Source organism: Lacrimispora algidixylanolytica (assembly GCF_003609635.1).
GTDB classification, from domain to species: domain Bacteria; phylum Bacillota; class Clostridia; order Lachnospirales; family Lachnospiraceae; genus Lacrimispora; species Lacrimispora algidixylanolytica.
Map to the genome: position 1 here is coordinate 400849 of NZ_MCIA01000001.1, position 24894 is coordinate 425742.

26 protein-coding genes and 1 tRNA gene are annotated in these 24894 nt (G+C 42.8%); 4 read left to right on the top strand and 23 right to left on the bottom strand.

Annotated features, from left to right (window positions below; all coding sequences use genetic code 11):
- Positions 1-10 precede the first annotated feature (10 nt).
- The 16 genes from BET01_RS01915 to BET01_RS01990 form a co-directional block, all read right to left on the bottom strand.
- Positions 11-1504, bottom strand: coding sequence for an aldehyde dehydrogenase family protein (locus tag BET01_RS01915; RefSeq protein ID WP_120195057.1), 1494 nt, complete (start codon positions 1502-1504; stop codon positions 11-13).
- A gap of 30 nt (positions 1505-1534) precedes the next feature.
- Positions 1535-1843 carry a BMC domain-containing protein gene (locus tag BET01_RS01920; protein WP_120195058.1) on the bottom strand — a complete coding sequence of 103 codons (309 nt, stop codon included), beginning with the start codon at positions 1841-1843 and terminating at the stop codon, positions 1535-1537.
- 17 nt (positions 1844-1860) lie between these two features.
- Positions 1861-2157, bottom strand: a complete 297-nt coding sequence (locus BET01_RS01925; RefSeq protein ID WP_120195059.1) for a BMC domain-containing protein — start codon at positions 2155-2157, stop codon at positions 1861-1863.
- Positions 2158-2177: 20 nt separating this feature from the next.
- Positions 2178-2462 carry a hypothetical protein gene (locus tag BET01_RS01930; protein ID WP_120195060.1) on the bottom strand — a complete coding sequence of 95 codons (285 nt, stop codon included), beginning with the start codon at positions 2460-2462 and terminating at the stop codon, positions 2178-2180.
- A 4-nt stretch (positions 2463-2466) separates the two neighbouring features.
- Positions 2467-3465, bottom strand: coding sequence for a DMT family transporter (locus BET01_RS01935; RefSeq protein WP_120195061.1), 999 nt, complete (start codon positions 3463-3465; stop codon positions 2467-2469).
- Positions 3465-3755: an ethanolamine utilization microcompartment protein EutM gene (gene eutM / locus BET01_RS01940; RefSeq protein ID WP_120195062.1), complete on the bottom strand. Its 291-nt coding sequence runs from the start codon at positions 3753-3755 to the stop codon at positions 3465-3467. Before eutM ends, BET01_RS01935 begins: the two co-directional genes overlap by 1 nt.
- 3 nt (positions 3756-3758) lie before the next feature.
- Complete coding sequence (locus tag BET01_RS01945) at positions 3759-4739, bottom strand: DMT family transporter (RefSeq protein WP_120195063.1); 981 nt, start codon at positions 4737-4739, stop codon at positions 3759-3761.
- Between the two features lie 346 nt (positions 4740-5085).
- Positions 5086-5916: a MerR family transcriptional regulator gene (locus BET01_RS01950; protein WP_120195064.1), complete on the bottom strand. Its 831-nt coding sequence runs from the start codon at positions 5914-5916 to the stop codon at positions 5086-5088.
- Between the two features lie 221 nt (positions 5917-6137).
- Positions 6138-6458 carry a thioredoxin gene (gene trxA, locus BET01_RS01955; RefSeq protein WP_120195065.1) on the bottom strand — a complete coding sequence of 107 codons (321 nt, stop codon included), beginning with the start codon at positions 6456-6458 and terminating at the stop codon, positions 6138-6140.
- Positions 6459-6639: 181 nt separating this feature from the next.
- Positions 6640-7839, bottom strand: a complete 1200-nt coding sequence (locus BET01_RS01960; RefSeq protein ID WP_120195066.1) for a hypothetical protein — start codon at positions 7837-7839, stop codon at positions 6640-6642.
- A complete protein-coding gene (locus BET01_RS01965; RefSeq protein ID WP_120195067.1) occupies positions 7787-9982 on the bottom strand; it encodes a YhgE/Pip family protein in 2196 nt (731 codons plus the stop codon). Before BET01_RS01965 ends, BET01_RS01960 begins: the two co-directional genes overlap by 53 nt.
- A 298-nt stretch (positions 9983-10280) precedes the next feature.
- Positions 10281-10352, bottom strand: a tRNA-Gly gene (locus BET01_RS01970).
- Between the two features lie 93 nt (positions 10353-10445).
- Positions 10446-11192 carry a GntR family transcriptional regulator gene (locus BET01_RS01975; RefSeq protein ID WP_120195068.1) on the bottom strand — a complete coding sequence of 249 codons (747 nt, stop codon included), beginning with the start codon at positions 11190-11192 and terminating at the stop codon, positions 10446-10448.
- A 12-nt stretch (positions 11193-11204) separates the two neighbouring features.
- A complete protein-coding gene (locus BET01_RS01980) occupies positions 11205-11852 on the bottom strand; it encodes a hypothetical protein (RefSeq protein WP_120195069.1) in 648 nt (215 codons plus the stop codon).
- 17 nt (positions 11853-11869) lie between these two features.
- Positions 11870-13999, bottom strand: a complete 2130-nt coding sequence (locus tag BET01_RS01985; protein ID WP_120195070.1) for a hydantoinase/oxoprolinase family protein — start codon at positions 13997-13999, stop codon at positions 11870-11872.
- Between the two features lie 72 nt (positions 14000-14071).
- Positions 14072-15415, bottom strand: coding sequence for a citrate transporter (locus tag BET01_RS01990; RefSeq protein WP_120195071.1), 1344 nt, complete (start codon positions 15413-15415; stop codon positions 14072-14074).
- A gap of 496 nt (positions 15416-15911) precedes the next feature.
- On the opposite strand from BET01_RS01990, the gene BET01_RS01995 reads away from it, so the two are divergent.
- The 3 genes from BET01_RS01995 to BET01_RS02005 are packed head-to-tail and all read left to right on the top strand — an operon-like array spanning position 15912 to position 18034.
- Entirely contained in the window at positions 15912-16658 is a 747-nt protein-coding gene (locus BET01_RS01995; protein ID WP_120195072.1) for a GntR family transcriptional regulator, read from the top strand.
- Between the two features lie 21 nt (positions 16659-16679).
- Complete coding sequence (locus BET01_RS02000) at positions 16680-17210, top strand: YhcH/YjgK/YiaL family protein (protein ID WP_120195073.1); 531 nt, start codon at positions 16680-16682, stop codon at positions 17208-17210.
- Positions 17207-18034, top strand: coding sequence for a M28 family peptidase (locus tag BET01_RS02005; protein ID WP_120195074.1), 828 nt, complete (start codon positions 17207-17209; stop codon positions 18032-18034). Before BET01_RS02000 ends, BET01_RS02005 begins: the two co-directional genes overlap by 4 nt.
- A gap of 40 nt (positions 18035-18074) precedes the next feature.
- Here BET01_RS02005 and BET01_RS02010 read toward each other — a convergent pair whose 3' ends face one another.
- The 4 genes from BET01_RS02010 to BET01_RS02025 are packed head-to-tail and all read right to left on the bottom strand — an operon-like array spanning position 18075 to position 21682.
- The gene (locus BET01_RS02010) at positions 18075-19097 is read right to left on the bottom strand and encodes a zinc-binding alcohol dehydrogenase family protein (RefSeq protein ID WP_120195075.1); all 1023 of its coding nucleotides are present in this window, start codon (positions 19095-19097) and stop codon (positions 18075-18077) included.
- Between the two features lie 40 nt (positions 19098-19137).
- Positions 19138-20013: a dihydrodipicolinate synthase family protein gene (locus BET01_RS02015; protein ID WP_120195076.1), complete on the bottom strand. Its 876-nt coding sequence runs from the start codon at positions 20011-20013 to the stop codon at positions 19138-19140.
- Between the two features lie 47 nt (positions 20014-20060).
- Positions 20061-20978 (bottom strand): ketopantoate reductase family protein, encoded by a 918-nt coding sequence (locus BET01_RS02020; RefSeq protein WP_120195077.1) that lies wholly within the window; start codon positions 20976-20978, stop codon positions 20061-20063.
- Between the two features lie 14 nt (positions 20979-20992).
- A complete protein-coding gene (locus BET01_RS02025; RefSeq protein WP_120195078.1) occupies positions 20993-21682 on the bottom strand; it encodes a cyclase family protein in 690 nt (229 codons plus the stop codon).
- A 180-nt stretch (positions 21683-21862) separates the two neighbouring features.
- On the opposite strand from BET01_RS02025, the gene BET01_RS02030 reads away from it, so the two are divergent.
- Entirely contained in the window at positions 21863-22510 is a 648-nt protein-coding gene (locus BET01_RS02030; protein ID WP_120195079.1) for a GntR family transcriptional regulator, read from the top strand.
- 34 nt (positions 22511-22544) lie between these two features.
- On the opposite strand, the gene BET01_RS02035 is transcribed toward BET01_RS02030, so the two are convergent.
- The 3 genes from BET01_RS02035 to BET01_RS02045 are packed head-to-tail and all read right to left on the bottom strand — an operon-like array spanning position 22545 to position 24894.
- Positions 22545-22997, bottom strand: a complete 453-nt coding sequence (locus BET01_RS02035) for a YhcH/YjgK/YiaL family protein (protein WP_120195080.1) — start codon at positions 22995-22997, stop codon at positions 22545-22547.
- A gap of 46 nt (positions 22998-23043) precedes the next feature.
- Positions 23044-24093 (bottom strand): 3-dehydro-L-gulonate 2-dehydrogenase, encoded by a 1050-nt coding sequence (yiaK, locus tag BET01_RS02040; RefSeq protein WP_120195081.1) that lies wholly within the window; start codon positions 24091-24093, stop codon positions 23044-23046.
- A 15-nt stretch (positions 24094-24108) separates the two neighbouring features.
- On the bottom strand, positions 24109-24894 hold the full coding sequence (locus BET01_RS02045) for a hypothetical protein (RefSeq protein ID WP_120195082.1): 786 nt from the start codon (positions 24892-24894) through the stop codon (positions 24109-24111).

A 24894-nucleotide genomic window follows, 5' to 3' on the forward strand; every position in this document is an offset into this window, starting at 1 on the left:
TCTCTTTCTATTATTTCTCGTCCAGTTCTTTGGACAGCGCCTCTAAGATCTGTTTTAACAGAGCCTTAGTCTCATCGACACCGTTTTTTTCGCTTGAAGCGGGTTCATAACCGTTAAAAGACCGATCCGTCAGCTTTAAGAATTCCTCAGCTTTGCGGACTCCATAACCTACCTTGCGGGTATATATGAAGTTCATGGGGGAGACATTATCTGCAGTCATTCCTGCACCTGACGTGATGCTTCCTAAGGTCATGGCCGGGAACAAATTCGTCGTTGCTCCCATACTTCCAAGGGTTGCGGGAGTGTTAACAAGAACTCTACCGACTGGTTTTTTTAATGCGAACTGACGAATTACTTCCTCGTCCCTGGAATGAATCACCAAGGTGTGACCATGGCTTTCATTTACCAAAAGGCTCATGCATTTCTCGCAAGCATGCATCCAGTCGTGCTCAATGTAATAAGCAAGAACAGGACAGAGAAGTTCTTTCGCAAATGGATTTCTCTCAGAGATATACTTCTGTTCGGAAACCAGAACCGTAGTGGAGTCAGGGACATCAAACCCTGCCCGCTTTGCAAGCCAGACAGCCGGTCTTCCCATAATCTCTGTATCAGCCTTTCCGCTTTCCAGACAAAGAAGATCAATTAACATCTTTTCTTCTTGGCTGTCCATGAAATAGGCACTGTTCTTTAACATCTCTGCTTTTACTTCTGCTGCGATTACACCATCTACAACCACATACTGCTCGGCTGCAGATACGATTCCATAATCAAAGGTTCGACTGATAATAATATCTGACACGGCTTGTCTTACATCCGCGGTCCGTTCTATAAACACAGGACCATTTCCTGTTCCACCATAGATGTAAGGCTTTCCGCTTTGTGCTGCCTTTTTGCAAAACTCCGGCACTCCAGTGTTGATCACCATAGCCGCTGCGGGGTGATAAATTAGTTCCAATACACCCGCTTCTGTTATTGTCTTTAAATAACCAATGGCACCTTCCGGCAGTCCGCAAGATCTTCCTGCTTCCTGCATCCGGCTAAGGAGCTTCCCAGTTACCTTTTTTGCTCTTTCATGGGGAGCAATCACGATTGGATTTCCGGATTTCACAGCGATTAACACATTATAAATCGCTGTGGATACGGGGCTTACTGCTGGTGTTAAGGCTGCGATGACTCCTACCGGAACACCGATATCCATAGTCTTCTTCTCAAAATCTTCTTTGAGAATTCCGACACAGGTTAAGTCTTCTAACTGTTCTTTTAGAGTTTCACAGACAAATGTGTTCTTCACAAATTTATCCTGCCAGCGTCCATATCCAGTTTCTTCTGCAGATAGGATCGCTAGTTCCTCCGCCATTTCCTTAGCCGCCACAGCAAGGATACCTACGATAGAATCAAGCTTCTCTTGGGGGAAGGTAAGCATGCTTTCTCTGGCTTCTCGTGCGCTTTCCATTAAAATCCTGGCCTCCTGAATGGAGAGCAGGTCTTTATCTATAAAACTCATTTCCATATCTCCCTTCGTTCGGGATGTCTGTTATACCTCTGCAGGAGCAGTGGGGATCGCATATCTCTTCACGATCTTAGCCAGATCAGGATGAGGTCTTGGGATAACCACAGAGCTGTATACTTCAGCTCCCATATTGCTAACAGCTTTGATTCCTGCTTCTACCGCAGTCTTACAGGCGCCGACATCACCCTGTACGATAACTGAGATATAGCCGGAAGCAACGTTCTCATATCCAACTAGTTCTACTTCTGCTGCCTTACACATTGCATCAGCCGCTTCCAGTACGAATACCAAACCAAATGTTTCAATCGCGCCTATGGCTTCATATCTTTCCATATACTGTTTCCCTCTCTTTATGCGTCAATATCATGTACTGATACAATGTCACCAACCTCTTTGATTGGTCTTGGCATAACATTATGTGCCGTCAGTTTACCGATGGCTGCGGCTGCTTCTGCACCCGCATCTACGGAAGAACGTACTGCTGCTACATCACCCTTTACCATAATAGTAACTAATGTGGAGCCTACATTTTCATAAGAAATCAATTCAACATCAGCTGCTTTTAACATCTTATCTGCAGCTTCCAGTGCCGGAACCAGTCCAATGGTTTCCACTAACCCTAACGCTTCATCTCCGTAATATCTCACCTTGAGTAAACCTCCTCGAATTATTTGTGGCGGTACTTTTTGTCTACGTATTTATCAACAGCTGTTTTTCCATCGTCGTTGATTTCGTAGAACATACGCAAAACTCCGTTCTTGTCCAGATCGTGGCTGCTTAAATTTACCATTCCGTTGGCTTCCAATGACATAACATGATCAATGTAACGATCTTTTGTAAACTGACGTTCATTGCCATATTCTGGCTTTAATGCCTCCATAATCTGATCAACGTCTGCATTTTTAACGCCGTATAAATAATTTAAAACTGCTGTTCTTGCAGGTAATAACATACGTTTATTCCCCTTTCTTGATTAAATCAAGTGGATTCATAGTAACTAAAATCGCACCTAATACGATTACGATAGAACCGATTACAATTGTAGGGGTAATTGCCTGTCCCAGGAAAAGGATACAGAAGAATACGCCCCAGAAGGCATAGGTAACATTTAAGGACATACCAACTGCACAACCTACGGTTGAATTGCTCTTATACCAGCATACGAAAGATACGGCTGCACTTAAGCCTGCAACTGCAAGCCAGATTACAGGTACTCCTGCTGAGAGAGTTCCGCCTAAAAGTCCAAGACCTCCAACGATAGGAAGAATTATAAATAGATCCACGATACCTGAAATGAGCTGACGTAAGTTAACTGCAACATCAGTATCAATCATAGCTCCGCCATAAGTAGAACAAACTCCTTCTAAAGCCCAGCTAATAGCTGCGATAAATGCACAGATGATTCCCAAAGTAAAGTTAGGGCTGCCTTCTGGTTTTGCCCAGTTGATGATAATAGCTCCAACTACACACACCAGCATACCAGCAGTAACTCTCTTTGTGATCTTCTGCTTTAAAAAGATCCTTGCAAAAATTGCACCGAACAAAGCGCATAACGCAGAGATTGGGATCGCATAAGCTCCAGCTAGGGCAAGGCCTACCAGGTAAGCTCCATTGGCGATCGGACCTCCTAGAATGGAACCAAGTACAATCATTTTACCAGGGAATGTATTAAGACTTCTTCCCATCTCACGGATACGGCCGCTCTTCGCATTGTAGATTGTTAGCCAGATGCCTGCGAAAAGATCATTTAAACCGGAACATACATAAGGTCCAGCTAACAGTCCAGCTGCACCTGCAAGGGGAGCATAACGTCCCGCTAAGAGTACTAAGACTGTATAGATTCCGTAGGTAAGTCCTGAAAATGCACCGGTAGATATACCAGTCACTCTGAACTTCTTGTTGATAGCTGCCATTTGCTTATCCGCAGATGCGGCTGTCATTCCTTGGTTGCTCATTACTTAATCTCCTTCTTATCCTTTGGGAGAATTGACTCAACCTCTGCATGAGGACGTGGAATTACATGAACAGAAACTAACTCTCCAACTCTCTGTGCTGCGGCTGCGCCTGCATCAGTTGCTGCCTTAACAGCTCCTACATCACCTCTTACCATAATAGTAACAAGTCCGCCACCTACAAATTCTTTACCCATTAATGTTACGTTTGCTGCCTTTACCATAGCGTCTGCAGCTTCAATTGAGCCGATCAGGCCCCTTGTTTCGATCATTCCTAATGCATCATATTTCATTTCTTAATCCTCCTTTTTAGTAAACAGTTCCATTGGGTTTAGGGAAACTAAAATAGCACCTAAGATAATAATTATAGAGCCAACTACAATTGTTGGGGTGATAGGCTGATCTATGAACAAAATACAAAATAGCACGCCCCAGAATGCGTAGGTGATGTTTAATGACATTCCTACCGCACAGCCTACTGTACTGTTGGATTTGTACCAGCATAAATAGGAAACAGCCGCACATAATCCAGAAAGTAAAAGCCAGCCAATTGGTGGTACAGATAACATTGTACTTCCTAAAAGACCCATTCCACCTAAGATTGGTAGAATTACAAATAAATCTACGATACCTGATAACAACTGACGAATGTTGATAAGTACATCGGAATCCAGCATAGCACTTCCGTAGGCTGCAAAAACACCTTCCAGAGCCCAACCAACGGCTGCGATGAATGCGAAGATAATACCCAGTGTAAAGTTAGTGCTTCCTTCTGGTTTCACCCAGTTGATAACAATCGCTCCAACCACACAAATCATCATTCCTACGCCTACTCTTGGTATAATCTTCTGCTTTAAGATGATTCTTGAGAAAAACGCTCCAAAAAGGATATACATCGCTGAGATGGGGATTGCATACGCTCCCGCCATGCTAAGTCCTAATAGATAAGCGCCACTCGCAATCGGTCCGCCAACAAAAGATCCTACAAGTGAAATCTTGCCAGGAAACAGTTTAAGACTTCTGCCCAGTTCTTTAATACGTCCGGTTTTAATGTTGTAGATCGTAAGCCATATGCCTGCGAAAAAATCATTAAGACCTGAAGCTACATAAGCCAGTATCAGCGCTCCTGAAAGTCCTGGAAGAACATCTGCTGCTCCCTTTAGCGGTTCATATTTACCAGCGATCAATACGAAGGTTGTGTAAAGACCATACATAAGACCGGATATGATACCTGCTGTGATACCGATTTTTTTAAATCTCTTTCGTGTTTCTGTCATTTTTAAAATTCCTCCCCCAATTGGATTGAGCACAAAAATACACTCTTTTGTTACTCTACGTTCAGCTGAAAACGTCTAGAAAACACCTCACACCAGTTAATCAGTTAATGTTACTAATTTTCAAAAGGTGTCATGCGTTTTTCTATGCATTTAGTATAGGTCTTACCCCTATGGGGAATGTCAACCTGTTTTTGTTTTTTTTTAAGTCCAAAAACTGGATGAGTGATAATAATTCCTCATATGCGCCTAAATATATGTAAATCAGGTTCACATAAAACAATAAACCGTCAAAACCCAAAAAAACCTCTGACACAGAATCAACTTGATTCTATGTCAGAGGCAGACACTACCTGTAGATAGGTACATTGACCTCAGTAACAAATTCATCTGGGTCTCTAGTGGTCCAATAGTCCACCACATACCGCTCATAACTCTCCTTGCCGCATTTATAACCTTTTTTCTCGGCCCAGGTAAGTATCCTCTCGTATTCTTCATCGATTGTATCAAGATTCCCGATGTGATAAACGGAAGCAGTCATAAACCCTCCATAGACCTGGCGGTCCATACATTCCGTACAGGGATGAATCGCTTCCTGCATGATGGTGGCACGCTTACAGGTGCCTTTCATCTTGTCCTCAAAGGACTGGAACTTTAAGATCACTGCTCCAGTAATCTCATTCTCTGCCCGTTCTAAGTAATTCGTCCATTCTATATTAATGACTGATTCCATATAGTTGTAATCAAAATCCTGTTCCAGACAACAGTATGTAACTGCAGGAATATACTTCACCGCAACGTCGTGGACATCGTTTTCACGCACCATCTTAGCTTCCTGGATCAGCTCATACCAGTCTTTTACCGCAATATAGCTGTTATGAATCTGCTGCTCCTGAAAACGGAGCTGTTCAATCTTGTTGTGGAAATTCTGCTCAAGATAATAATACGTATTTCCTTCCACGAGCCCTTGCATCTCTTCCAGCTTAAATCCCATCTGTTTATAATACTTTACAACCGGGACGGTAAGAAGCGTTTCTTTATTATAATACCGGTAGCTGTTCTCCTTACAGATCATATCGGGAGATATAATACCGATCTTATCATAAAAACGCAAAGCCTTGGTAGAAATATTGCAAATCTTACTTACTTCTCCAATAGAAAACAATTTTTCGTCTTTCATGTAAGCCCCCATAGCATAGTCCTATCTACATCATCTAGTTCATTTGCCTTTTCTACACGCCCCATGTATATATTCTAAGTATAATCCTTCCTGTATAGGGGAAGGTCAACCACAACTTATACTACTATATTAATCTATAAAACACATTTTGAAAAGTATTAAAATATGTAAAAAAAGGCCGCAGGCTCTTGATCTTCTCGAATCACCTGCGGCCATAAGAATTACTTTAAACGATCTACCATTTCCATGATCTCTTTTTTGGACTTTACACCTACAGAAGTAACTTCAAGCTTGCCGTCCTTAAAGATGCCTACGGTCGGAATGCTCATTACCTTAAACTGGCCTGCCAGTTCCTGGTTTTCGTCTACGTCAATTTTACCAACCTTTAAATCAGGAATATTATCTGATGCTATCTCATCCATAATCGGTGCAAACATCTTGCAAGGACCACACCAAGTTGCCCAGAAATCTACGAGCACGATGCCCTTACTATTCACTACCTCTGATTCAAAATTATTCTGTGTTAATGTTACGACTGCCATATATATTCCTCCTTAATTAAAATGATCCTTATACCATGTAATTTGACTCATTTTATAGTTTTATCATAATTGTTTGGATTATCCTGTGTTTTAGTATAAATATATAAAACTGTAACCTTTGTAATATCAGATTGCTTACTGTTATTATAAAAGTTACAGTTGTATTTGTCAACACATTTTTTTATTCATTCATATCAAAGCCCAGAAGACGGATTTTTTTCAAGAAGTTTTCCTTGTAACTATCAATCCCATTCTGCTCCGGCTGTTCTATTCCAGCATTGAATTTATCCCGCTCCATCGCCTCGGAAGAAATCTTGCCACCCTGGTATCCACCACTTAGTTCTAGACGGAGACTTGACTTGCCGTTATCGGTATCGATATTTAAACTTGATATCTGAAAAGAACGTTTCCCTTCTATTCCATATCCAAAGTACAGTTTGGAATCAAACGCAAAACTTCTGTCATTTAGAGATACATTCCCGCTTAGGGAAAGCCCTTGGTTATTTTCCATCGCCAACGTAAAAGTTCCCAGTCCGTCCACTTCAATCTTGTTTAAGTTCATGTTCTTATCAATGGAGATTATGATGCGCTTAGACTCCCCTTGGGTCTTATCATCTTTAAGTATCTGCCCCCATTCCTTCATATCCTTTAATGGACCGTCTAACACAAAATCTCCCACCTCACTTAAGAAGGAATCAAACACAGCCGCAGGAACATCAGCCTCTATGACAACACCGCTTTTGTCTCTACTGACAAAACGGATCTGGCTTTTCGCCATCATATGTATGGAATTCTTCCCAATGGTCTCAAGCTGATTCTTCACCTTGCTCTTCTTTCCTGGAGTCAAGGTAAATCCAAGAGAATTTTTCAAAGATTCCTGAGTGGTCTGAGCGGATATCTGTGTGATTCCAGGAATATGGAATACTACATTTTCGTTGTCCGCCCAATAAGAGATGCCTTCCCTGATGGCTCCCAGGAAATACACGTTAAGGCTTCCCTGAGAAAAACCGTCATCCTCACCGCGCTGCTCTGTAAAGGAGATTCCAAGACCTCCTGGAAGGAGAAGGACAGAATGTCCATTCCACCTCACTTCATCTGCTACCAGTTTTAGATGGTCCTCGTAAGCATTTCCAACTCCCTCATCCTGATTCCACAAGGTGAAAAGCTTCTCTTTCGTCTGAAGTGCAGAACGAGTCAAATAAAATTTGGCGTAATACATAGGCACCACATACCATGCAACGCATAAGACAATCGCCAAGGTCAAAACCACGGCACACAACCTAGTTACCCATGATTTCTTTCCTGGTATGTAGAATTTTTTTTTATTTTTAGAACATTCCTGTTTCACTGAGTTTTTCTTCAAAGAATTCATTAAGTTCATGCACCTTCTTCCGCAATACAATACCAACCAGCAATGAAATAGGAATAAAGACTAATACGTATCCTATATATCTCCAATAATCATTCTGGTACATTCCACCGACACACTCTCTCATCGCATTAATGATATGAGTAAATGGTAGCAGAGGATTCACCACCTGGAAGAACCGAGGTGTTACCTGGATGGGGAATGTTCCACCGGAGCCTGCAACCTGAATTACCATAAATATAATAGAAATAGCTTTACCTACATCTCCAAAGGAGACCGTCAAGGAATAGATAATGCTGTTGAAAATAAAGCTGGCTATGATTGCCGCCAGTATAAATTTTCCAGGGTAGAGACACTGAGCCTTTAGCAGGTAAATATCTCCCAAAGCGGCGACAAGCGCCTGAGCCGTTCCCATGAGTAAAAATGTCATATATCTTCCTAGATAAGTCTCATAAAGCTCTAGCCCCACAGCCCTGCTATCTTCAACCTTGCATTTAAGCAAAGCCACCAAAAGCATACCACCTACCCAAATGGCAAGTGTGGTATAAAAAGGTACCATGGCTGATCCATAAAACTCAATCGGATACATCTTGTTGGTAACCATATCCGTAGGTGTTTTCATAAATTCACTAAACTGCTCTGGATCGTTCTTCATAATATCCATAATCTTATTGAGCTGCTTGCTGTCAACCACCTTATTCACGTTCTCGATCATATCATCGATTCGTTCCTGGCTTCTGCCAATCATGCTCTTGGTGCTGTCCAAAGTCTCAATTAAAGTCTGAGATGAAGCGGTAACACTTGATAAGGTTCCGTCTACCTGCCCAATTAAGCTACCCATGCTATCTAGGGCTCCTGATGTTGCACCTAAGGCATCATAAGTCTTATCCAGAGTGTCATTAAGTGGAACCTCAACTCTTCCGGTATAGAAATTCAAAGTATCTGAAGTAGTATTATAAAGTCCATCGAGAGTATCCCCAATATCGGATTCCACATCACTTGGTAAATGTTTTGTCTGACGCACTGTCTTCTCAGCTGCGGCAAGTTTTGCAATGGCATCCTGCTGCTGCTTTGCCAGAGCCGTAAGCTGCTGCGAAAGCGCAGTTCCATCCGGAATCGGAATCGGGAGAAGCTTATTAATTCCAGTAAGAATCTTGTTAACCGCGTTAATCTGCTCTAAGCCGGCTTGTAAGAGTCCCTGTAAATTCTTTAAGGAATCAGCTGCTGCATCCGCCGATGTATTGGAAAGCTTTCCAACCGCATCAAAGGTCTTATAAACAGTTTCTTCTATTTTAACAATATTATCTAAAGTGTCTTTCAATGCATCCGTCATGATGCCAGAAAAACCTCTGCTTGAATCGATTAAATTCTTGGCACTACCTGCCGTCTGCCCACCAGAACTGATTAACTTATCCATATCTGGAAGGGTTCCCTTCACCCCATCGTTTAAAGAATTTACCGTCTTTAACGTGGATTGAAGCATAGAAATGGTATCCAAAACCTGAGCTAAATCATTTTTCGCATCGGTTAAGGTGCCTATGGCATCGTTTCTATTTGTTTCTTTATCAACACTCCAACCCTCCGAACGTTTGTTTAAAACCTTCGCCATGACTTTTGATGTTGTATTGATAAAGGTCTCGTTAATCTGAAGTTGAACTGTCTCCACGCCTTTGCCTGTAATCTTCGTAGCAATGGCATTCTTTTTTTCATTTACATAATACTGCAATACTGGTCGTTCAATCTTTGAGGACAAAACACTTGATATTTTCTGGCTGAAATCCTCCGGAATTACCACTGCAGCATAGTACTTACCTGACTGCACTCCGTCGATGGCGTTTGCATTATCCACAAATTGCCAGCCGATTTTATCGTTTTTCCTCAGTTCATCCATGACCATCTCACCGATGTTAATGGAGGAATCATCAATATCCGAATCGAAAATACTGTCAATTGATGCCCCTTTATCTTCATTCACAACTGCAACTTTAAGCCCTTTTGTATTGCCATAAGGATCCCAGCTTGCCGCGATGTTAAACCAGGCATAAAGGGATGGTATGATAATCAGTCCCAGCGCAATAAGTATTGACACTGGATTCATGGTAATATGCTTTAAATCGCCAACAAAGACCTTCCATATATTTTTTATATGTGACATAACAACCTCCTTGGTATTTATTTCGATCATTTAATTCCGTATTATATTATTTCCTATCCTTAAATGCAATGCCTTATTCTGTTAAAATAAACATTTAATAATTGCAAAGACAATAAATAACAAACGTCTGGATTGCCAGACTCTAGGGGTGACATACTGTCACGATAGTGAGAATCTACCTGAAATGTGTTGTCATGTGCATCCCGCCTAATAAGGCTTATTATGTACTAGGACGTAATTTCCTGCCACAAAAAAAAAGGATCTCCATCATCTGGAAACCCAAAATTAAAAAATAGAGAGCGCGAGACGGGACTCGAACCCGCGGCCCCGACCTTGGCAAGGTCGTGCTCCACCACTGAGCCACTCGCGCATGTTTGTAAAAAATACTTCAATTAAAGACATAAAGATTATACCATATGTATCCGGGAAATGCAAGAGGGGAAATGCATTTTTGCACCCCCCTCTATGTATGATATTTGAGTTTTGTGTCCACAAGAAAATCCACTCCCAGCATATCAGCAGCTCTTTTGGTTTCTGTCTGCTCATGATCAAAAAGATCTGCATATTTGGCTACCAAAGGTCTTTCCTTGCTAACCAACCGGTTTAAGTGATGATTCAATATGGTGTGAAGGCGTTCCGAATCCTTTGCAAGTACAGCATCTACAAGTTCTCTGTGTTGCTTAACAATTCCCTTTTCAATCCCGGAATCCGCCATAAAAAGAAGTCGTATTCTCCGGTAATGGCCGGAATTGGCCGTCAAAATGTCGTTGCAGTAACCTTTGTTTGCTCCATCATAAAAAATGGAGTGAAAATAAGAGTCTTCGGATAGAAAAGCCCGGATATCACCATCTTTTTCAAGCTGCTCTTGCCTCTCTAATGACATTTCAAGTGCGGTTATAGCTTTTAAGTTACATACTGCCATGAATTCCAGAATGACATTTTCTTCCACGCAGGTTCTTAAGAACCGTTCATTCCTTACCTTATCATAATCGATTTTGGAGATCATGGTGCCTCTTTGAGGCAGAAAGGTAATAAGTCCTTCCTTGGAAAGGCTTATAAGTGCATCACGCACTGGGGTTCTGCCAACCTGATAGGATTCGCTAATGTCCTTAATGCTAATTATCATTCCAGGGCGCAGCCTTAAATCCAGTATATCCGTCCGCAAAATATCATATATAGGTTCTACCTGGCTGTTGTCTGTTTCGCCCATTAATGCCTCCTGTTAAAAGCTTAATACTTCCCTGTACATCTTCAGGGCCTCATCTGGACTATAATTATAATACAAAAGTATGTCTAAAGCAAATGGTGAATATGAAATTTCATTGATTTTCCTGGAAAAGTACATTCCTCCGATCTCTGACAAGGCTCGAAGTGTGGATTTATTCTTATATCCAAGGAAGTTCCACAGGATAATTTTTTCATTTCTAGTATAGATTCCCTCTATCTCATCTTCCAGGTAATGAAATATCTCATGCCCCAGAATGAGTCTTATGATTTCCTCCTTTGTAATGAGTCCGTCTAATCCAGATTCACCACCCAAATGCTCGATTGGTTCTGTCATGATCTCAACTCGGTCAGGAGGAGTAAAAAGGGCAAATAACACTCTGTCTGCTATCTGCCCTCTGTCTGTAAATTCCACTTTAAGTTTCAGTTTTTTTGCCATCTCCCAGGGATTACTGGTGCCAAATTCTTTCATTGCCCAGACCGCAGTCTCTTCGCCACAGCGAATCGCCTGTTCTATCATGGCTTCCTTGTCTTTGTCTGCTACTTTATTTTTAAGAATATCCCTGGAGAATGCGTACATTCCCCAGGATTTGTCTTTCACCTGAAACAGTTCTTCTGCTATCGTTTTAAGCTGTTTATTGTCCATATCTTTCTCCAAATAACTTAGCCCTGTTTTCTATTTGCCGCTACGATAAGAATCTCTTCATTCTCTTCCAAAGAGGAAATCTCAAGGTCTACTAACAGTTCAAGCTGCTCGAAATCCTGAGCAGAGAAATCCATAACTCGGGCGCCCATACAGAGGTAAAAATCCGGTCTGATAATTAAGTCTGTCTGATATACCGCCATATCTTCCCAAAGTTTCTTAAGGCCCTCATTACAGTTGCTTGCAGTGGCTTTTAAGCACATACCACGGCCTCTTTGAACTTTGATGAATCCTTTCTTATCTACAATACGTATACCGCCTGCGCCGTCTGCATCAGAGAGGTCTCCATATATATAGAAATAATTGGAACTTGTAAGAAGCTTCACCGCCTCATCTGGGATTCTCATATCCTGAGCTGCCAGATGGCGTGCTTCGTTTTCATCGCACTCTGTCATAAGATCTGCTGTCTTAACTTCCGTTGAACCTGTTGCGATGGCAGTAACTTTTGAGGTCTGTGGATCAATCTCAATGTGGATTTCCACAGATTCCGCAGTTGCGCCTGATTCAATGGCTTTATTTAAAGCTTCATTCTTAATTGATTTGATGTCCTCTTTTGATGGAGATGGAATGATACGTTCTACCACGTCACGGACCATGGAAAGGGCCACACCGATAGAGGAAATAACTTCTGCATTTTCAGGAATGGAGTATTTAACTCCCATCTTCTCACTAAAATAGACGATCAGGGAAGCAGCTCCCCCTCCAACACCTACCAGTGAAATCTGATCTTTTTCCAGTTTGTATTTTTCAGCCAGTTCTAAGATTACAGGCTCAATCTTTATATAAGCCTTTTCCATAATCTGTTTGGCAATATCTTCTACCGTAGTATTGCAGTAATCTGCAAGGGCTTTGATGGCCTTTTTAGCGGATTCTACATTTCCGTGAGAAAAATGCTCTTCCTTTACAAGCCCAAGTACATTGGCTGCACAGGAATTTGTAATCGTTACGGCAGAGCCGTCTTCCATGCGGATTCTTACATAATCATCGGGATCTCCGGCCTTTGGAGAAAAGAACTCTACTTTTGGGCCTTTTATTTTATCTGTGTCTGTAAATACGGAATAATCCAGTCCTGCAATATGAGCAGAACGAGGTCCTACATCAACGATTCCCTGTTTGTTTGCACGGACCATGGAACCACCTGCTACGCCAAGAACTCGTACGTCAAGAGAAGAAATATAGGTTGGGTGACCACCTACGATAGAGTAGTCAATGGCTGGACGACCATTTTTAATAACTCCGATGTTTGTTGTCGTTCCTCCAACCTCGAAGTAAACACCGTTGGATGCACGAAGGTACATCAGGGATCCCATAACGGAAGCTGCTGGTCCCGATAACATGGTAAGAACCGGACGTTTTTTCATCTCGGTAATTTCCATAACTCCGCCGTCACCTCTCATGATCATAAGAGGTACATGAACACCGGCTTCCCTTACGGAATTTTCTGTAGAGCTTGCAGTATCAAGCATCTTTGGAAGGATGGAAGCATTGATGGCTGCGGTTCTGGTACGTCTTGTCAGTCCGTAGAGTTTTGTAATATCAGAAGCCATGGTAATTGGTATTCCCTTTTCACTGGCTACTTCATATACTTCCTGCTCTGGACCTCCATCATCAACTCCAAATGCCATGGAGGAAACAAATACCTGCGCTCCTGCTTGCTTCATGGAATCTATGGTACTAGTTACCACGGAATGATTCATTTTCTTTACATTGATAAATTCGTTTATAATATTAATCTTTTTCTGGTTTCCCAGATCGATATCTGCAATTTTTGTCTGTTTTTTTGCAAGAAAGCCTTCAAGGCCTCCCTTTGCCATTCCGATAACACCAACCTTTGCCACATCGCCCTCAATCAAAGCGTTGGTAGCCTGAGTCGTGGAATGTGCCACGAAAACCACGTCATCAGGGCTGATATTATTTTCTTTTAAACAGTTCATAAACGATTTAACAACTCCTGCGGCTACGCCTCTGGGATCATCATGTGTTGTTTTCACAGAAGATTTCCCAATGATTTCGTGAGTGGCATTGTCTATGGCTACTGCCTTGGTATGGGTGCCTCCCACATCGATGCCCATTCTTACTGATCTTCCCATTTTAAGAATCTCCTTTCTTCCTTTGATCCCTTTTAACAAGGGAACTGGCGATTGCCGCCAGTTCCCTGTGATTTACATTAATCCGCCGTAAAGAACAAATACGAGGATACAGCAGATCGCACCTATGATCCAGCCGGTTGGGATTGACATTTTCATATAGTCTTTAGTAGAAACCTTGGTGTAACCAAATCCCCAAGCTACCCATGACTGAGTGATATCAAGATGCTGAGGTGCAATGGTTGTAATTGCAAACAGAGGGAATAAAAATGCTACTGGTGCATTTGGAATAACAGAAATCACAACTGCTAAAATAGCGGTTCCTGCTCCAACTAAGTTTAATGGGCCTCTAAAGAAGCCAAGAGGAGTGAGTACTGCAAAGGTGATTGCCAATAAAATGGCTGTCTTTGGAACCAATCCGCCAAGGATTGCGGTGAAGTAAGGTGCTGCATAAGTTGCCGCATTGTTGAACATGGACAAGGAAAGAAGGAATCCAATCATAGGAGCCACGTCAATGGAACCGTCTGTAAACAGCTTTGCAAAAAGTCTGCAGATTTCTGAATAAGAACCTTTCATCTTTCCAGTGGTAACAAGTGCGAAAATAGCGGAAATGCAGAATCCAAGAATAATTGGAAGCTTAAATGCTACTACGCCAATAACTGGAAGAATAATTGAAATCCAAGAAATAGCTGGAGCATTGTCACTTGTCTGAGATTTAGATGCTGCCCAGGCATGTGAGGTCTTTTTATTCATGGAGATATTAGCTACAATAAGTACTACTACCAGAGCAACGATCATACAGATTATTCCGATCTTAAAATAGTCGTTGTAGGTATAAGCCTCTGCTTCTTTATTAAAACCTGCATAAATAGTCTGATACTGTTTGAAGTTTACAATGTTTCCAAAGATTCCTGCCATAATGGAACCCATGAAACTAAACATAGCTACTGGTGCAGGAATTCCCAAGGAAAGCATGATTGGAAGCACGATAACTGCGATGGAGATAACAGGACCGATACCAGTCATTGACATAAAGATGATTGCGGTAGCGACGCATAACAGGCCCATGGTAAATCTAGGCTTGTCACCGCCAAGTTCAACGACCTTACGGATTATGGTTGCTGCAATTCCGGTATCAACCAGAACTCTACCAAAGAATGCACCGAAAAATACGTTAACGAGAATTGATTTTGCATAGCCTGCCGGTCCTTCTGCGTACACATAGGTCAGCACGTCAATAATAGACTTACCTTCCATCGCGGAATTTGGTGAAAATGAATTTCCCACCATCGCAAGTACGGTCCAGAATGTAGCCATGACCGCAAACCCCACCATAAGATTGAGTCCCTTTACACAGTACCATACCATGCCAAGGAAAGACAAAATCATGATAATACCGATGATTACATTGATGTTCATACGAATCCTCCTTAAAAATAAAATGTTTTGATTGGTAACCCGCAGAAAAATCGACCTATTTTCTGCTTCCCCACAGAGGGCTCATGCCCACTGTTGATACTAATATATTAGTACTAAAATATCAGTATGTATATGGTCAATATACCGGTTTTGAGCTTATTTTTTTGTATATTACTCACAAAATTATCTTGTAACTCACGTTTTGTTGTTGTACTTTATACATTGTTTCACTATCAAAGCTTTGCCTTTTTACCTCATGATATATCAGTTGAGTCTCTCATCCTACCTAGTCATTTTACCCATATCTCCAAATTCTAACATTTATTTTCCAATTTTTTTATAATTCAAAATGGATCACTTATTTTTCCTTTTAAGTTTCCATTATATTCGCTTTCATGGTATAATTACAGATAAAAAGCAGAACAAAAAGGCGATCCCTGTGAGGATCGTTTCTATAAACAGTGCCGCTAAATCTCACGGCAGAACGGAGTTTTACATGTCACTCTTACCGCTTCAGAAAATATCCCCCCGGAAGGCTAGCGAAGACGCCAGACAATACGCCTACCGGGTGCTCCGATATTTTATTCTGAATCTCCATCTTCCTCCCGGTAGGAAGATGAATGAAATTGAGTTTGCTGATGCTCTGGGTATTAGCCGTACACCCGTCAATGATACGTTCAATAAGCTTTCCAGAAAGAATCTGGTGGACATCATCCCTCAAAAGGGGGCCTTTGTTTCAAAGATTGATACGAGAAGAATTGAACAAACACTTTGGATTCATGGACAGCTTGGATCTTCCATGATCAAAAATATTTTTATTCGCAATGTAAAGCGCCCTCAATTCGATATCCTTTACCTGATCCTTGAGGAAATGGAAGACCACCTCTCCCACGGTGATTTAACCCAGTCTGCCAGACTGATCACCGACTATTACAAACATTTATACGAGCTTGGGGGGAAGATGGATTATATATGGGAGTCTGTCCAGATCGCAGGAATGGATTTGCAGCGGTTTCTTTATCTTTCCACAGAAGAGATCGGAACAACAAGGAATTATATGTTGGATCTGACAAGCTTAACCGACGCAATGGCACAGAGGGATACGGACCTTGCATGCACCATTTATCACCATCACCTATCAAGAATCTTTCTCCTTCTTCCTGCCTTAATGGAAGTTAACCCACATTACTTTACAGACCAAAGGAACAAAGAATCAGACGAAATACCTGACAATATAATATAATACAATTGGGGAGGAATACTTATGATTTTTGGAAACATTCAAAACTCCATGCTTGAAGGGGAACTGTCCCTTATGCCAAAACCGCTTTCCGACGCCATCTGCTTTTTAAAAGACCACGACATGGCTGCTCATGAGCCTGGTGTATTTCAGTTGGAACTTTCCGGAGTGCCAATGACCCTTCAGGTATTAGATCTAAACACTGCACCCAGAGAAAGCCTTCGCCCGGAAATCCACCGAAAGAACATAGACGTTCAATTTCTTGCCTCCGGCGGACCGGAAGAGGCTGGTTTTTACAGCGATGACGGCACAGGTATTGTAGACGAAGATCTTCTTGATACCCCCAGAGACATCCTGTTTTATCAGAACAAGGAAGCTGCACCGGAAGGGCGAATTCGTCTGATTCCAGGTTCTTTTGCTATTTATTTCCCCTGGGATGTCCACATTCCCGCTATTTGGACAGGCAGTTCCCCGGCTCCCATCCGCAAGATCGTCATTAAAGTGCCACTAAAAAGCTGTCTAACGGAACATCCTTCACAGGAGAGTGTGCTATGATAGTAGACAAGTTTATACGCCAGCTTTCTTTAAAAGATCCAGACGAACGAAGAGAAACCTTAAAGGCAGTCCTTAAAGAAGAAAACCTATCCTTTTACATTCAGGAAGAAGGGCCTTCCTCGAAAGCGCCAAGAGGGATCGTGAACTATCTATTAACTCCCTGGAGCGGTGAACCCGGTCTTTTGTTCTGTGCTCATTACGATGCAGTCCCAGGCAGCTTTGGGGCAAACGACAACGCCGCCTCTATGTGCATTTTAATTGAACTGGCAAAAACTCTACGGGAAAAGGAAATTCCTGCCCGCTTCGCTTTTTTTGACGGGGAGGAGACTGGCAATACAGGAAGCCGCCTTTTTGCCTCTAGTCATGAGATGGACACCATTTCCGGGGTAATTAATTTAGATGTCTGCGGCTACGGGGATACCATTGCAGTCTATGACCGTGGAAATGCAAAAAAGGAGCCAGTCCGCTCCTTTTGTTCCAAAAAAGTCTTAGATTCCCACAATGGCCTTCTTGTAAAATATCTTCCTCCCAGTGATGAGGTTTCCTTTACCGGAAAAAGACTTCCAGCCATCAGCATCGCCATCGTTCCCCATTGGGATATCCAGTATCTAAATGCATTGTCTCGTATGGGGGGTAACTCCCTTTTTCGCTCTCCGGAATTTGACATGATCCTATCTCAGATGGAGGTAACCACCACCATGCATGGCGGATACCGGGATTCACCAGAATGGGTGCAAAAAGAGGCTATGACCAGGGTTTATAATTATCTCTTAGATAGTGCATTAACATTGCCGGAGAAAAAAAAGAGGTTCCTTCTGTTTTGATGCAGGAGGAACCTTTTTTTTTTGCGGCAGAATGCCAGTTTTAAAAATCAAAGGTCAAAACCACTTTCCGAATGGAAGGATCACGGCTGTCCACAAAATCAAATGCTTCCTGAGCTTTCGTAAGAGGGAAGGTATGGGAAACGGAGCCCAAAAGGTCCAGCTTTCCTTCCCGGATTAAATCAATGGCCTTTCCAAACATCTTATTCTGAAGTCTAGAGCCTCTTACATCCAATTCCTTTGAGGTTATGGCAAACTGGCTAATCTCTGTGGGGGAAGTTGAAAATCCCATGGTAATTACACGTCCGGCATTTCCTGTTGCATCTAAAAGCTGGCTTAAAGAATCTTTATTGCACACCGCATCAATCGAAACCGTAGCTCCATGTCCATTTGTGTATTCTTTTACTTTTGAGACTAGGTCCTCTTCTCTGGTATTGATGGTATAGACTGCCCCATTTCTCCTTGCCGCCTCCAGCTTGCTTTCCTGAACATCTGCCACAATGATATGTTCGCAGATCAGGCTCGCCGTCTTTAAAATAGAGCTTCCCAGAGCACCGGAACCATAAATCAACAGCATGTCATCCTTGTTAAGTTCCGCCCTGGTACAGGCCTGGATGCCTATGGTTGTAGGCTCGATCATAACCGCATCCTCATCGGAGATGGAATCAGGCAAAAGATAACAGTCCGACTCTGGCACAGCAATGTATTCCCGATAGCCCCCGTCAATATGGACTCCCCGAACAGCAAGATGATCGCAGACATTTCCACGTCCGATCCGACATGGATAACAGTGTCCGCAGCTTGTTACCTGATTGACAATGACCCGTTCCCCCACCTTTATATGGGTAACCCCGGAACCCGTTTCCACGACTTTTCCTACCATTTCATGACCAATGATTCTGGGATAGGTAGCCGCAGCATTGCTTCCATGATAAATCCCTACATCAGATCCACAGATCCCTGCTGCCGTCATTTTAACCAATACCTGATCCGGACCGGAAAGCTCCGGTTTTTCTATGTCAATGATTGTTAGTTGCCCGGGTTTTACGATTTGTACGGCTTTCATATTGATTTTCTCCTTTATTCGTTTTCTTGCATTCCTTTTGTTACCGAATCTCCAGGTACTCAGATAGCACCTGATCCATTTCCGCCGCACGGTCCTGTGTCAGTGGCATAAAAGGCTTTCGCACCTCTCCCACCGGTATCCCCTGAGCAGACAGGATATATTTTAAATTCGCACAAAGTCCATTTTTCAACAGTACATCTAGTATGTTATTGCATTTCGTCTGCAAAATTCTGGCCTCTTCCAGTTTTCCCTCCTGAAACAGATTTAGAAGGTGCTTAAACTGGGGAAGCATGAAATTAAAGCTGCTGCCGATAAAACCTTCGCATCCAAAGGCAAGGAATGCTACCATACAGCTTTCAAATCCTCCAAAGCATTGGATTTTTGGATTGACGCTGCGAATCCGATCCATTTGAAGAAGGTTTAAGTTGGTGTGCTTGATGGAATTGATCGCACCAGACTTTAAAAGCGCCTTTACTTCAGGGTGGTTCACATCAAGATCTTTGTGAGTACTGGACGGAATGTTATAATAAAGGACTGGGCGTCCAGCCGCCTCTGCAATATCATAGTAATAACCTGCGATTTCCTTCTCCGAAAATCCAAAATAAATGGGTGGCGTAGCTGCGATGTTTTCAATTCCCGCCTTTACCGCTTCTTTCGCATAAAAAACTGCTTCTTCTGTGCTGATTGCGCCTACATGTGCAAAGATATCTCCTCTGTCCTTGTATTCTGACGCCAGTTCAAAGGAGCGGACCCGCTCCTCTCTGGTCAATAAAAAACATTCCCCTGAGCTTCCCCCGATAAAAAAACCGCTAGCTCCTTCAGAAAGATTCCTTTCCCATAGCATTCTTAAAGCCGCTTCATTGATCCTTTCCTCTTTATCAAAAGGTGTTACGGAAGCAACATATAATTTTTTCATGATGTATAATCCCCCTTATCATCATATCACCCCTGAAAAGCCAGATTTTAAGCCTGGCTTCTCTCCTCCATGGCATGGATCGTCTCCACCGCAAACGCGTGAGTTGGTACCGGAATGCCTAGCTTCCCTGCGGTTCTTACCACAGAACCACTGATGTTATCCACCTCTGTTTTTCGTCCATTCTGTAGGTCGGAACGAATCGAGGTACAGCCGTTTGGCGACATCTGAGAAGTTTTCCTCACTTTATCCATGATTTCAGTCTCATCTGCCATAAGACCCAGTCCCCTTGCTACCTCTGCCGCTTCTTTGATCAGCGATGTTGTCATCTTCCATGCATGTTCATTGGCTGCGATATACCCCATATCCACCTGCAAGATAGCCGTAACTGCACTTAACGACACATTGGTAAAGAGTTTATCCCAGATAAGCTGCTGTATGTTCTCGTGAATCCTTACCAAAAAGCCGCAGCTTTCAAATGCTTCTTTAAGCCTGGGGAGGAACGCCTCCTTATCCTCAGTGAGCATCCCTATGTTTGTATTGCCTGCGCCTCCTCTTCGGATGCAGCCGGTACTGATCACTACGCCGTTATCTTCTGTGGTACCGATTATGATATGGTCCCTGGAAACAAATTCCTCCAAAATATCTTCATGGCCAGAACCATTTTGCAAGGTCATCACATAAGTATCTGGGCCAATGAGTCCCTGATTGGAGGTTAACGCAGTTTTGGAATACAGGGATTTGACAAATAAGAGAATAAGGTCCATACTTCCTAACTCCGCAGGTGCTAAAGCCGCTTTGGGTAAGTAAACATTCTCTTCTCCATTCTCACTTAAGCGGATTCCCTCCAGGTTAATATGCTCCACCACAGAGGGTGAAGTATCTACCATATACACATCATGATTAAGAGATAAGTGACAGCCATAAATGGAACCCATAGCCCCCGCTCCGATTACTGCAATTTTCATAATCTCTCCTTCTGTTAGTTGGAAAACTCTGCAATGCCCTCAATGGCATAGGCGCGGATTGGACAGGAATCCAGTCCTTTGATTGGAAGAGGGGTGTAGGACATAAAGAAAGTATCCGTTTTCAACTCTTCTAAATTCTTAAGCACTTCAAGGAACACCACATTAACCTCCATGAGCACATCGTGGAATGCGGACACATCCGTATTGTTGCTTTCAATGGAAACCCCGTCGCCAAAGCCTACGGATTTTACTTTCTTTTCTTTCAGCCATTCAGCCGTCTCTTTGCAGATAAAGAGTCTCTTATCTCCAGGAGTATTGGAAACAGGGGTAAATGGGGGCACCTTATACTGGGAATCTAAAATCACGATATCCCCTTCTTTAATCCGGTCACCGCAAGCTTTTTCCAAATCTTCTCCCTTAATCTTTTCATTGGGAGCCATATGAGTGATATTTACATAAATGGCACGTCCCATAAAGGCAGTGATTGGAAGTCCCTGTACATCCGTCCAGTTGTCATTGTGATGATAAGGACATTCCACGTGGGTTCCCAAGTGGCTGGTCAGATCCATAATGGTATGGAAATCCGGAATCGGTCCACCAGTATTGAAACGGAATAAATGACATCTTCTTGATTCTGTTGCTGGATCCAGTTCCTTTGTCAAATCAATTACTCTTAATCCATTGCCTAACTGAAATACGCTCATATTAATTCCTCCTGTTTTGTATTATATGTAATCATCCAGTCCCTTTATTATATCGGTATACCGGTATACCGGTCAATGTTTTTTTATTGACTTACCTATTTTTCTAAGGTATGATATTCCCCATAAGACCCGGGCCAGATGGCACCGGTTGTCAACAAAAACCTATGTCAGGAGATTCCCATGAACGAAACAGGTTCCCTTCAATCCCAGGCTTACCATACCATTAAAGAACTGATCTTATCAAAATCCCTTGACTCCGGCGTTCTGTATTCGGAGACAAGGCTTGCAAAGGAACTTGGTATTTCCAGAACGCCTCTTCGGGAAGCACTTCAATGTCTTTCCCAGGACGGCTATATCACGATCATGCCTAGTCGGGGCTTTAAAATCCGAAGTCTCAATAAGGAGACCATGACAGAATCCATTGAAGCCCGGTGCGCCATCGAGGGCTTTTGCGTCCATTTATTTGCTTTCTGTGAGGACGAATCCCGCAGGCAAAAGCTTCTAGAGGATATGAAAGAATCTCTAAGCCGCCAGAAGGCGGCCCTCACCTCCAAAAGCTTTCCGGAGTCATTTACCGAGGCGGATCATCAGTTTCATATGTCCCTGGTCCAATTTGCAAGAAACAATGAGTTCAACCACTTGTTCCAGAGGCTTCTCTATACGATTCATTTAACCACTTACGGCGCATTAACCATTACAGGGCGGGCTGAAACCACCTACGAGGAGCACTGTCAGATATACCAGCTTTTAATAGAGGGAGATACCGAACAGGCCTATCAGGCACTAATTCGTCATTTGATGATGCCCCTTAAGATGAATCTTATATAGTTTTCCGTCAGGCCTCCAAAAAAGGAGGTTTTTTTTACAAAGCCACTTTAATGACCACCTTTTTAACCTTACAAGGCTCTCCAGCCACTAAGCGTGGCTTATGGGCATCTTCTGGTGCCACAACGATTAAATCTCCTTCTTCCAAAAGGACACTTCCGCTGTGAAGAGGTTCTTCATAAAAGATTAAATCCTTTTCCTCAATCCGCTCCTTAACCTTCAGCCCTTCTCTTTTGCATACGCCAAACTGTTCTCTTCCTGATGCCACATACTGGATATCAAAATACTTTTCATGGGTCTCAAAGAAGCCCTGGTCTGCTAATACTGTGGTATATTCCTGAACATTGGCAACCACTTCTTCTCCTGAAATCGGGTAGCTTCCTTCTGGCAGGGATAATATATCCGTCTCTTTCAGCCACTGATATCCCTTTTTGAATTTTTCTTCCAGATAATTATACTTCTCAGCAATTCCTATATTTGAATAGAACATGAGCTTTCTCCTATCGTTTTATTTGCCTGTTAACTGGCAACCATTCTTATTTACTTGCAATATCTTTTGTGTTTAAATCTCCTTCTGAGATCGCTACCACCTGCTGCCAGATGGTCTCATCAACCGAAACCCCTTCTTTCATGCTGCGTTCTCTGGACGCATAGGTTCTTTCTCCCGGACAGGTAACATGCGCACCTTCTTTTTCTGGATGGCTGGCATCGGCTGCTGCTACGCGGCGGTTTAACATTGCCTGGATCTCTTCCTTGGAACCAAATAAATAAGGATCGTAAGCGATAAATATCTGACAGCATCCGGTACAGCTTCCTTTGTCAGCTTCATCCATATCCAAACCGCTGTATCCATTTGCCATTAAAGCCGCTGCAAGGTCAAGAGCGATGGCCATACCGCTTCCTTTCCAATAACCCGTAGGAAGGATTCTCCTGCTGTCTTCAATGGCGCCCGGATCATCCGTTAAGTTTCCATCCTGATCAAATCCACCGGGAAACGGCAGCTTCTTACCTGCCAGACGGTATACTCCCAACTTTCCGTAAGCGTATTGGCTCATAGCCATATCAAGAACAATTGGCCCATCCTCTCTTGGAATGGCGATACAGAAGGGATTATTGCCTACTCCCGGCTCATCGCTGCCCCACAGAGGCATACAGCTTTCTGTATTAATCCAGCTAATTCCCATAAAGCCTGCTTCCGCCATTTTCCACGCATAAGTGCCGCCCCTCATCCAATGAGTAGAATTTTTTAAGGCAACGCAGCCAATTCCATGGTCCTTAGCAAGAGCCATTGCTCTGTCTGCACAAAAAAGTGCATTGGTGATTCCGATTCCTAGATGTCCGTCGTAATTTTCAACAGCACCTTTTCCTCCTACCAGCTCTGGTTCTCCCTTTGGATTAATAAAACCTTTTTGAATATATTCTACAAAGCGGGGAACCCGGTTCAATCCATGGCTCTCAACTCCATCTGCACTGGACTGGGCGTGGATCTCGGCGCATGTTTGTGCCTGTTCCTCTGAAAGGCCACTATTTATCAACGCTTTTTTTACTGTCTCAAGTACGGTTTCATACGGAATTTTCAGACTCATAATATCTCCTTTTGCTTATATCAATTTATAGTTGTGATTTTTTCTTCCCGAAAGCTCCATCATCTCCTCATAAAGACCGCTGGCCTCCTGGGGAGAATACCCATAGACTAAGAAAACATCCATTAAGTAAGGAGAATAGGAAAGTCCCATCAGCTCCTTCGCAAATCCCATGGCTGCAATCTCACTTAAGGCAATGACGATGGAATCATTATGAAGAAATCCCAAAGACCACAGGCGCACCTTTTCTGTCTGGGTAAAGATCTCCTGCCGATACGTTTCTTCCACAAAATGAAAAAGCTCATGGGATAAAAGAAGGCGGCAGACATCAAGTTCCTCTGTAAGGATCTCTAATACCTGAGGTTCTAACAATAGCTTGTTTGCTTTATTCACCGCATCCATATAGATGCAGATTTTATTGGGAATCCGATACTCTGCAAAAAGCACCCGATCCGTCTTATCTGGAACCTCCGGGTAGGAAACGCTCATGGAAAGCGAGTCAGCAAGCTTAACGGGATCACTGGTCCCATACTCTTTTCTTACCTTTTGTGCGTATTCCCGTCCGCAGTCCAGACTCTTTCTCATCCAGTCTCGTCTCTGCTCATCCGTAAATTTCCCGTTTAATGGCTCCCTGGAAAAAGCATAGCCGTACCATTCCTCCACCGGAATATCTGCCAGATCTTTTAACATCTCCTCTAAGGGGCGCACGGTAAACTTTGGTCTTTCATAACCCCTTGTATTCTGTTTTCCAAACAATCCGTCTGTTATGGGTTTTAATGCACTTCGGAATTCTTGCCTCGTCAT

What these genes read in the sequence shown, in the direction of transcription:
- BET01_RS01915 (WP_120195057.1), bottom strand. Translation starts at nt 1,504, where the DNA reads ATGAGTTTTATAGATAAAGACCTGCTCTCCATTCAGGAGGCCAGGATT.
- BET01_RS01920 (WP_120195058.1), bottom strand. Translation starts at nt 1,843, where the DNA reads ATGGAAAGATATGAAGCCATAGGCGCGATTGAAACATTTGGTTTGGTA.
- BET01_RS01930 (WP_120195060.1), bottom strand. Translation starts at nt 2,462, where the DNA reads ATGTTATTACCTGCAAGAACAGCAGTTTTAAATTATTTATACGGCGTT.
- BET01_RS01935 (WP_120195061.1), bottom strand. Translation starts at nt 3,465, where the DNA reads ATGAGCAACCAAGGAATGACAGCCGCATCTGCGGATAAGCAAATGGCA.
- eutM (WP_120195062.1), bottom strand. Translation starts at nt 3,755, where the DNA reads ATGAAATATGATGCATTAGGAATGATCGAAACAAGGGGCCTGATCGGC.
- BET01_RS01945 (WP_120195063.1), bottom strand. Translation starts at nt 4,739, where the DNA reads ATGACAGAAACACGAAAGAGATTTAAAAAAATCGGTATCACAGCAGGT.
- BET01_RS01950 (WP_120195064.1), bottom strand. Translation starts at nt 5,916, where the DNA reads ATGAAAGACGAAAAATTGTTTTCTATTGGAGAAGTAAGTAAGATTTGC.
- trxA (WP_120195065.1), bottom strand. Translation starts at nt 6,458, where the DNA reads ATGGCAGTCGTAACATTAACACAGAATAATTTTGAATCAGAGGTAGTG.
- BET01_RS01960 (WP_120195066.1), bottom strand. Translation starts at nt 7,839, where the DNA reads ATGAACTTAATGAATTCTTTGAAGAAAAACTCAGTGAAACAGGAATGT.
- BET01_RS01965 (WP_120195067.1), bottom strand. Translation starts at nt 9,982, where the DNA reads ATGTCACATATAAAAAATATATGGAAGGTCTTTGTTGGCGATTTAAAG.
- BET01_RS01975 (WP_120195068.1), bottom strand. Translation starts at nt 11,192, where the DNA reads ATGGGCGAAACAGACAACAGCCAGGTAGAACCTATATATGATATTTTG.
- BET01_RS01980 (WP_120195069.1), bottom strand. Translation starts at nt 11,852, where the DNA reads ATGGACAATAAACAGCTTAAAACGATAGCAGAAGAACTGTTTCAGGTG.
- BET01_RS01985 (WP_120195070.1), bottom strand. Translation starts at nt 13,999, where the DNA reads ATGGGAAGATCAGTAAGAATGGGCATCGATGTGGGAGGCACCCATACC.
- BET01_RS01990 (WP_120195071.1), bottom strand. Translation starts at nt 15,415, where the DNA reads ATGAACATCAATGTAATCATCGGTATTATCATGATTTTGTCTTTCCTT.
- BET01_RS01995 (WP_120195072.1), top strand. Translation starts at nt 15,912, where the DNA reads ATGTCACTCTTACCGCTTCAGAAAATATCCCCCCGGAAGGCTAGCGAA.
- BET01_RS02000 (WP_120195073.1), top strand. Translation starts at nt 16,680, where the DNA reads ATGATTTTTGGAAACATTCAAAACTCCATGCTTGAAGGGGAACTGTCC.
- BET01_RS02005 (WP_120195074.1), top strand. Translation starts at nt 17,207, where the DNA reads ATGATAGTAGACAAGTTTATACGCCAGCTTTCTTTAAAAGATCCAGAC.
- BET01_RS02010 (WP_120195075.1), bottom strand. Translation starts at nt 19,097, where the DNA reads ATGAAAGCCGTACAAATCGTAAAACCCGGGCAACTAACAATCATTGAC.
- BET01_RS02015 (WP_120195076.1), bottom strand. Translation starts at nt 20,013, where the DNA reads ATGAAAAAATTATATGTTGCTTCCGTAACACCTTTTGATAAAGAGGAA.
- BET01_RS02020 (WP_120195077.1), bottom strand. Translation starts at nt 20,978, where the DNA reads ATGAAAATTGCAGTAATCGGAGCGGGGGCTATGGGTTCCATTTATGGC.
- BET01_RS02025 (WP_120195078.1), bottom strand. Translation starts at nt 21,682, where the DNA reads ATGAGCGTATTTCAGTTAGGCAATGGATTAAGAGTAATTGATTTGACA.
- BET01_RS02030 (WP_120195079.1), top strand. Translation starts at nt 21,863, where the DNA reads ATGAACGAAACAGGTTCCCTTCAATCCCAGGCTTACCATACCATTAAA.
- BET01_RS02035 (WP_120195080.1), bottom strand. Translation starts at nt 22,997, where the DNA reads ATGTTCTATTCAAATATAGGAATTGCTGAGAAGTATAATTATCTGGAA.
- yiaK (WP_120195081.1), bottom strand. Translation starts at nt 24,093, where the DNA reads ATGAGTCTGAAAATTCCGTATGAAACCGTACTTGAGACAGTAAAAAAA.
- BET01_RS02045 (WP_120195082.1), bottom strand. Translation starts at nt 24,894, where the DNA reads ATGACGAGGCAAGAATTCCGAAGTGCATTAAAACCCATAACAGACGGA.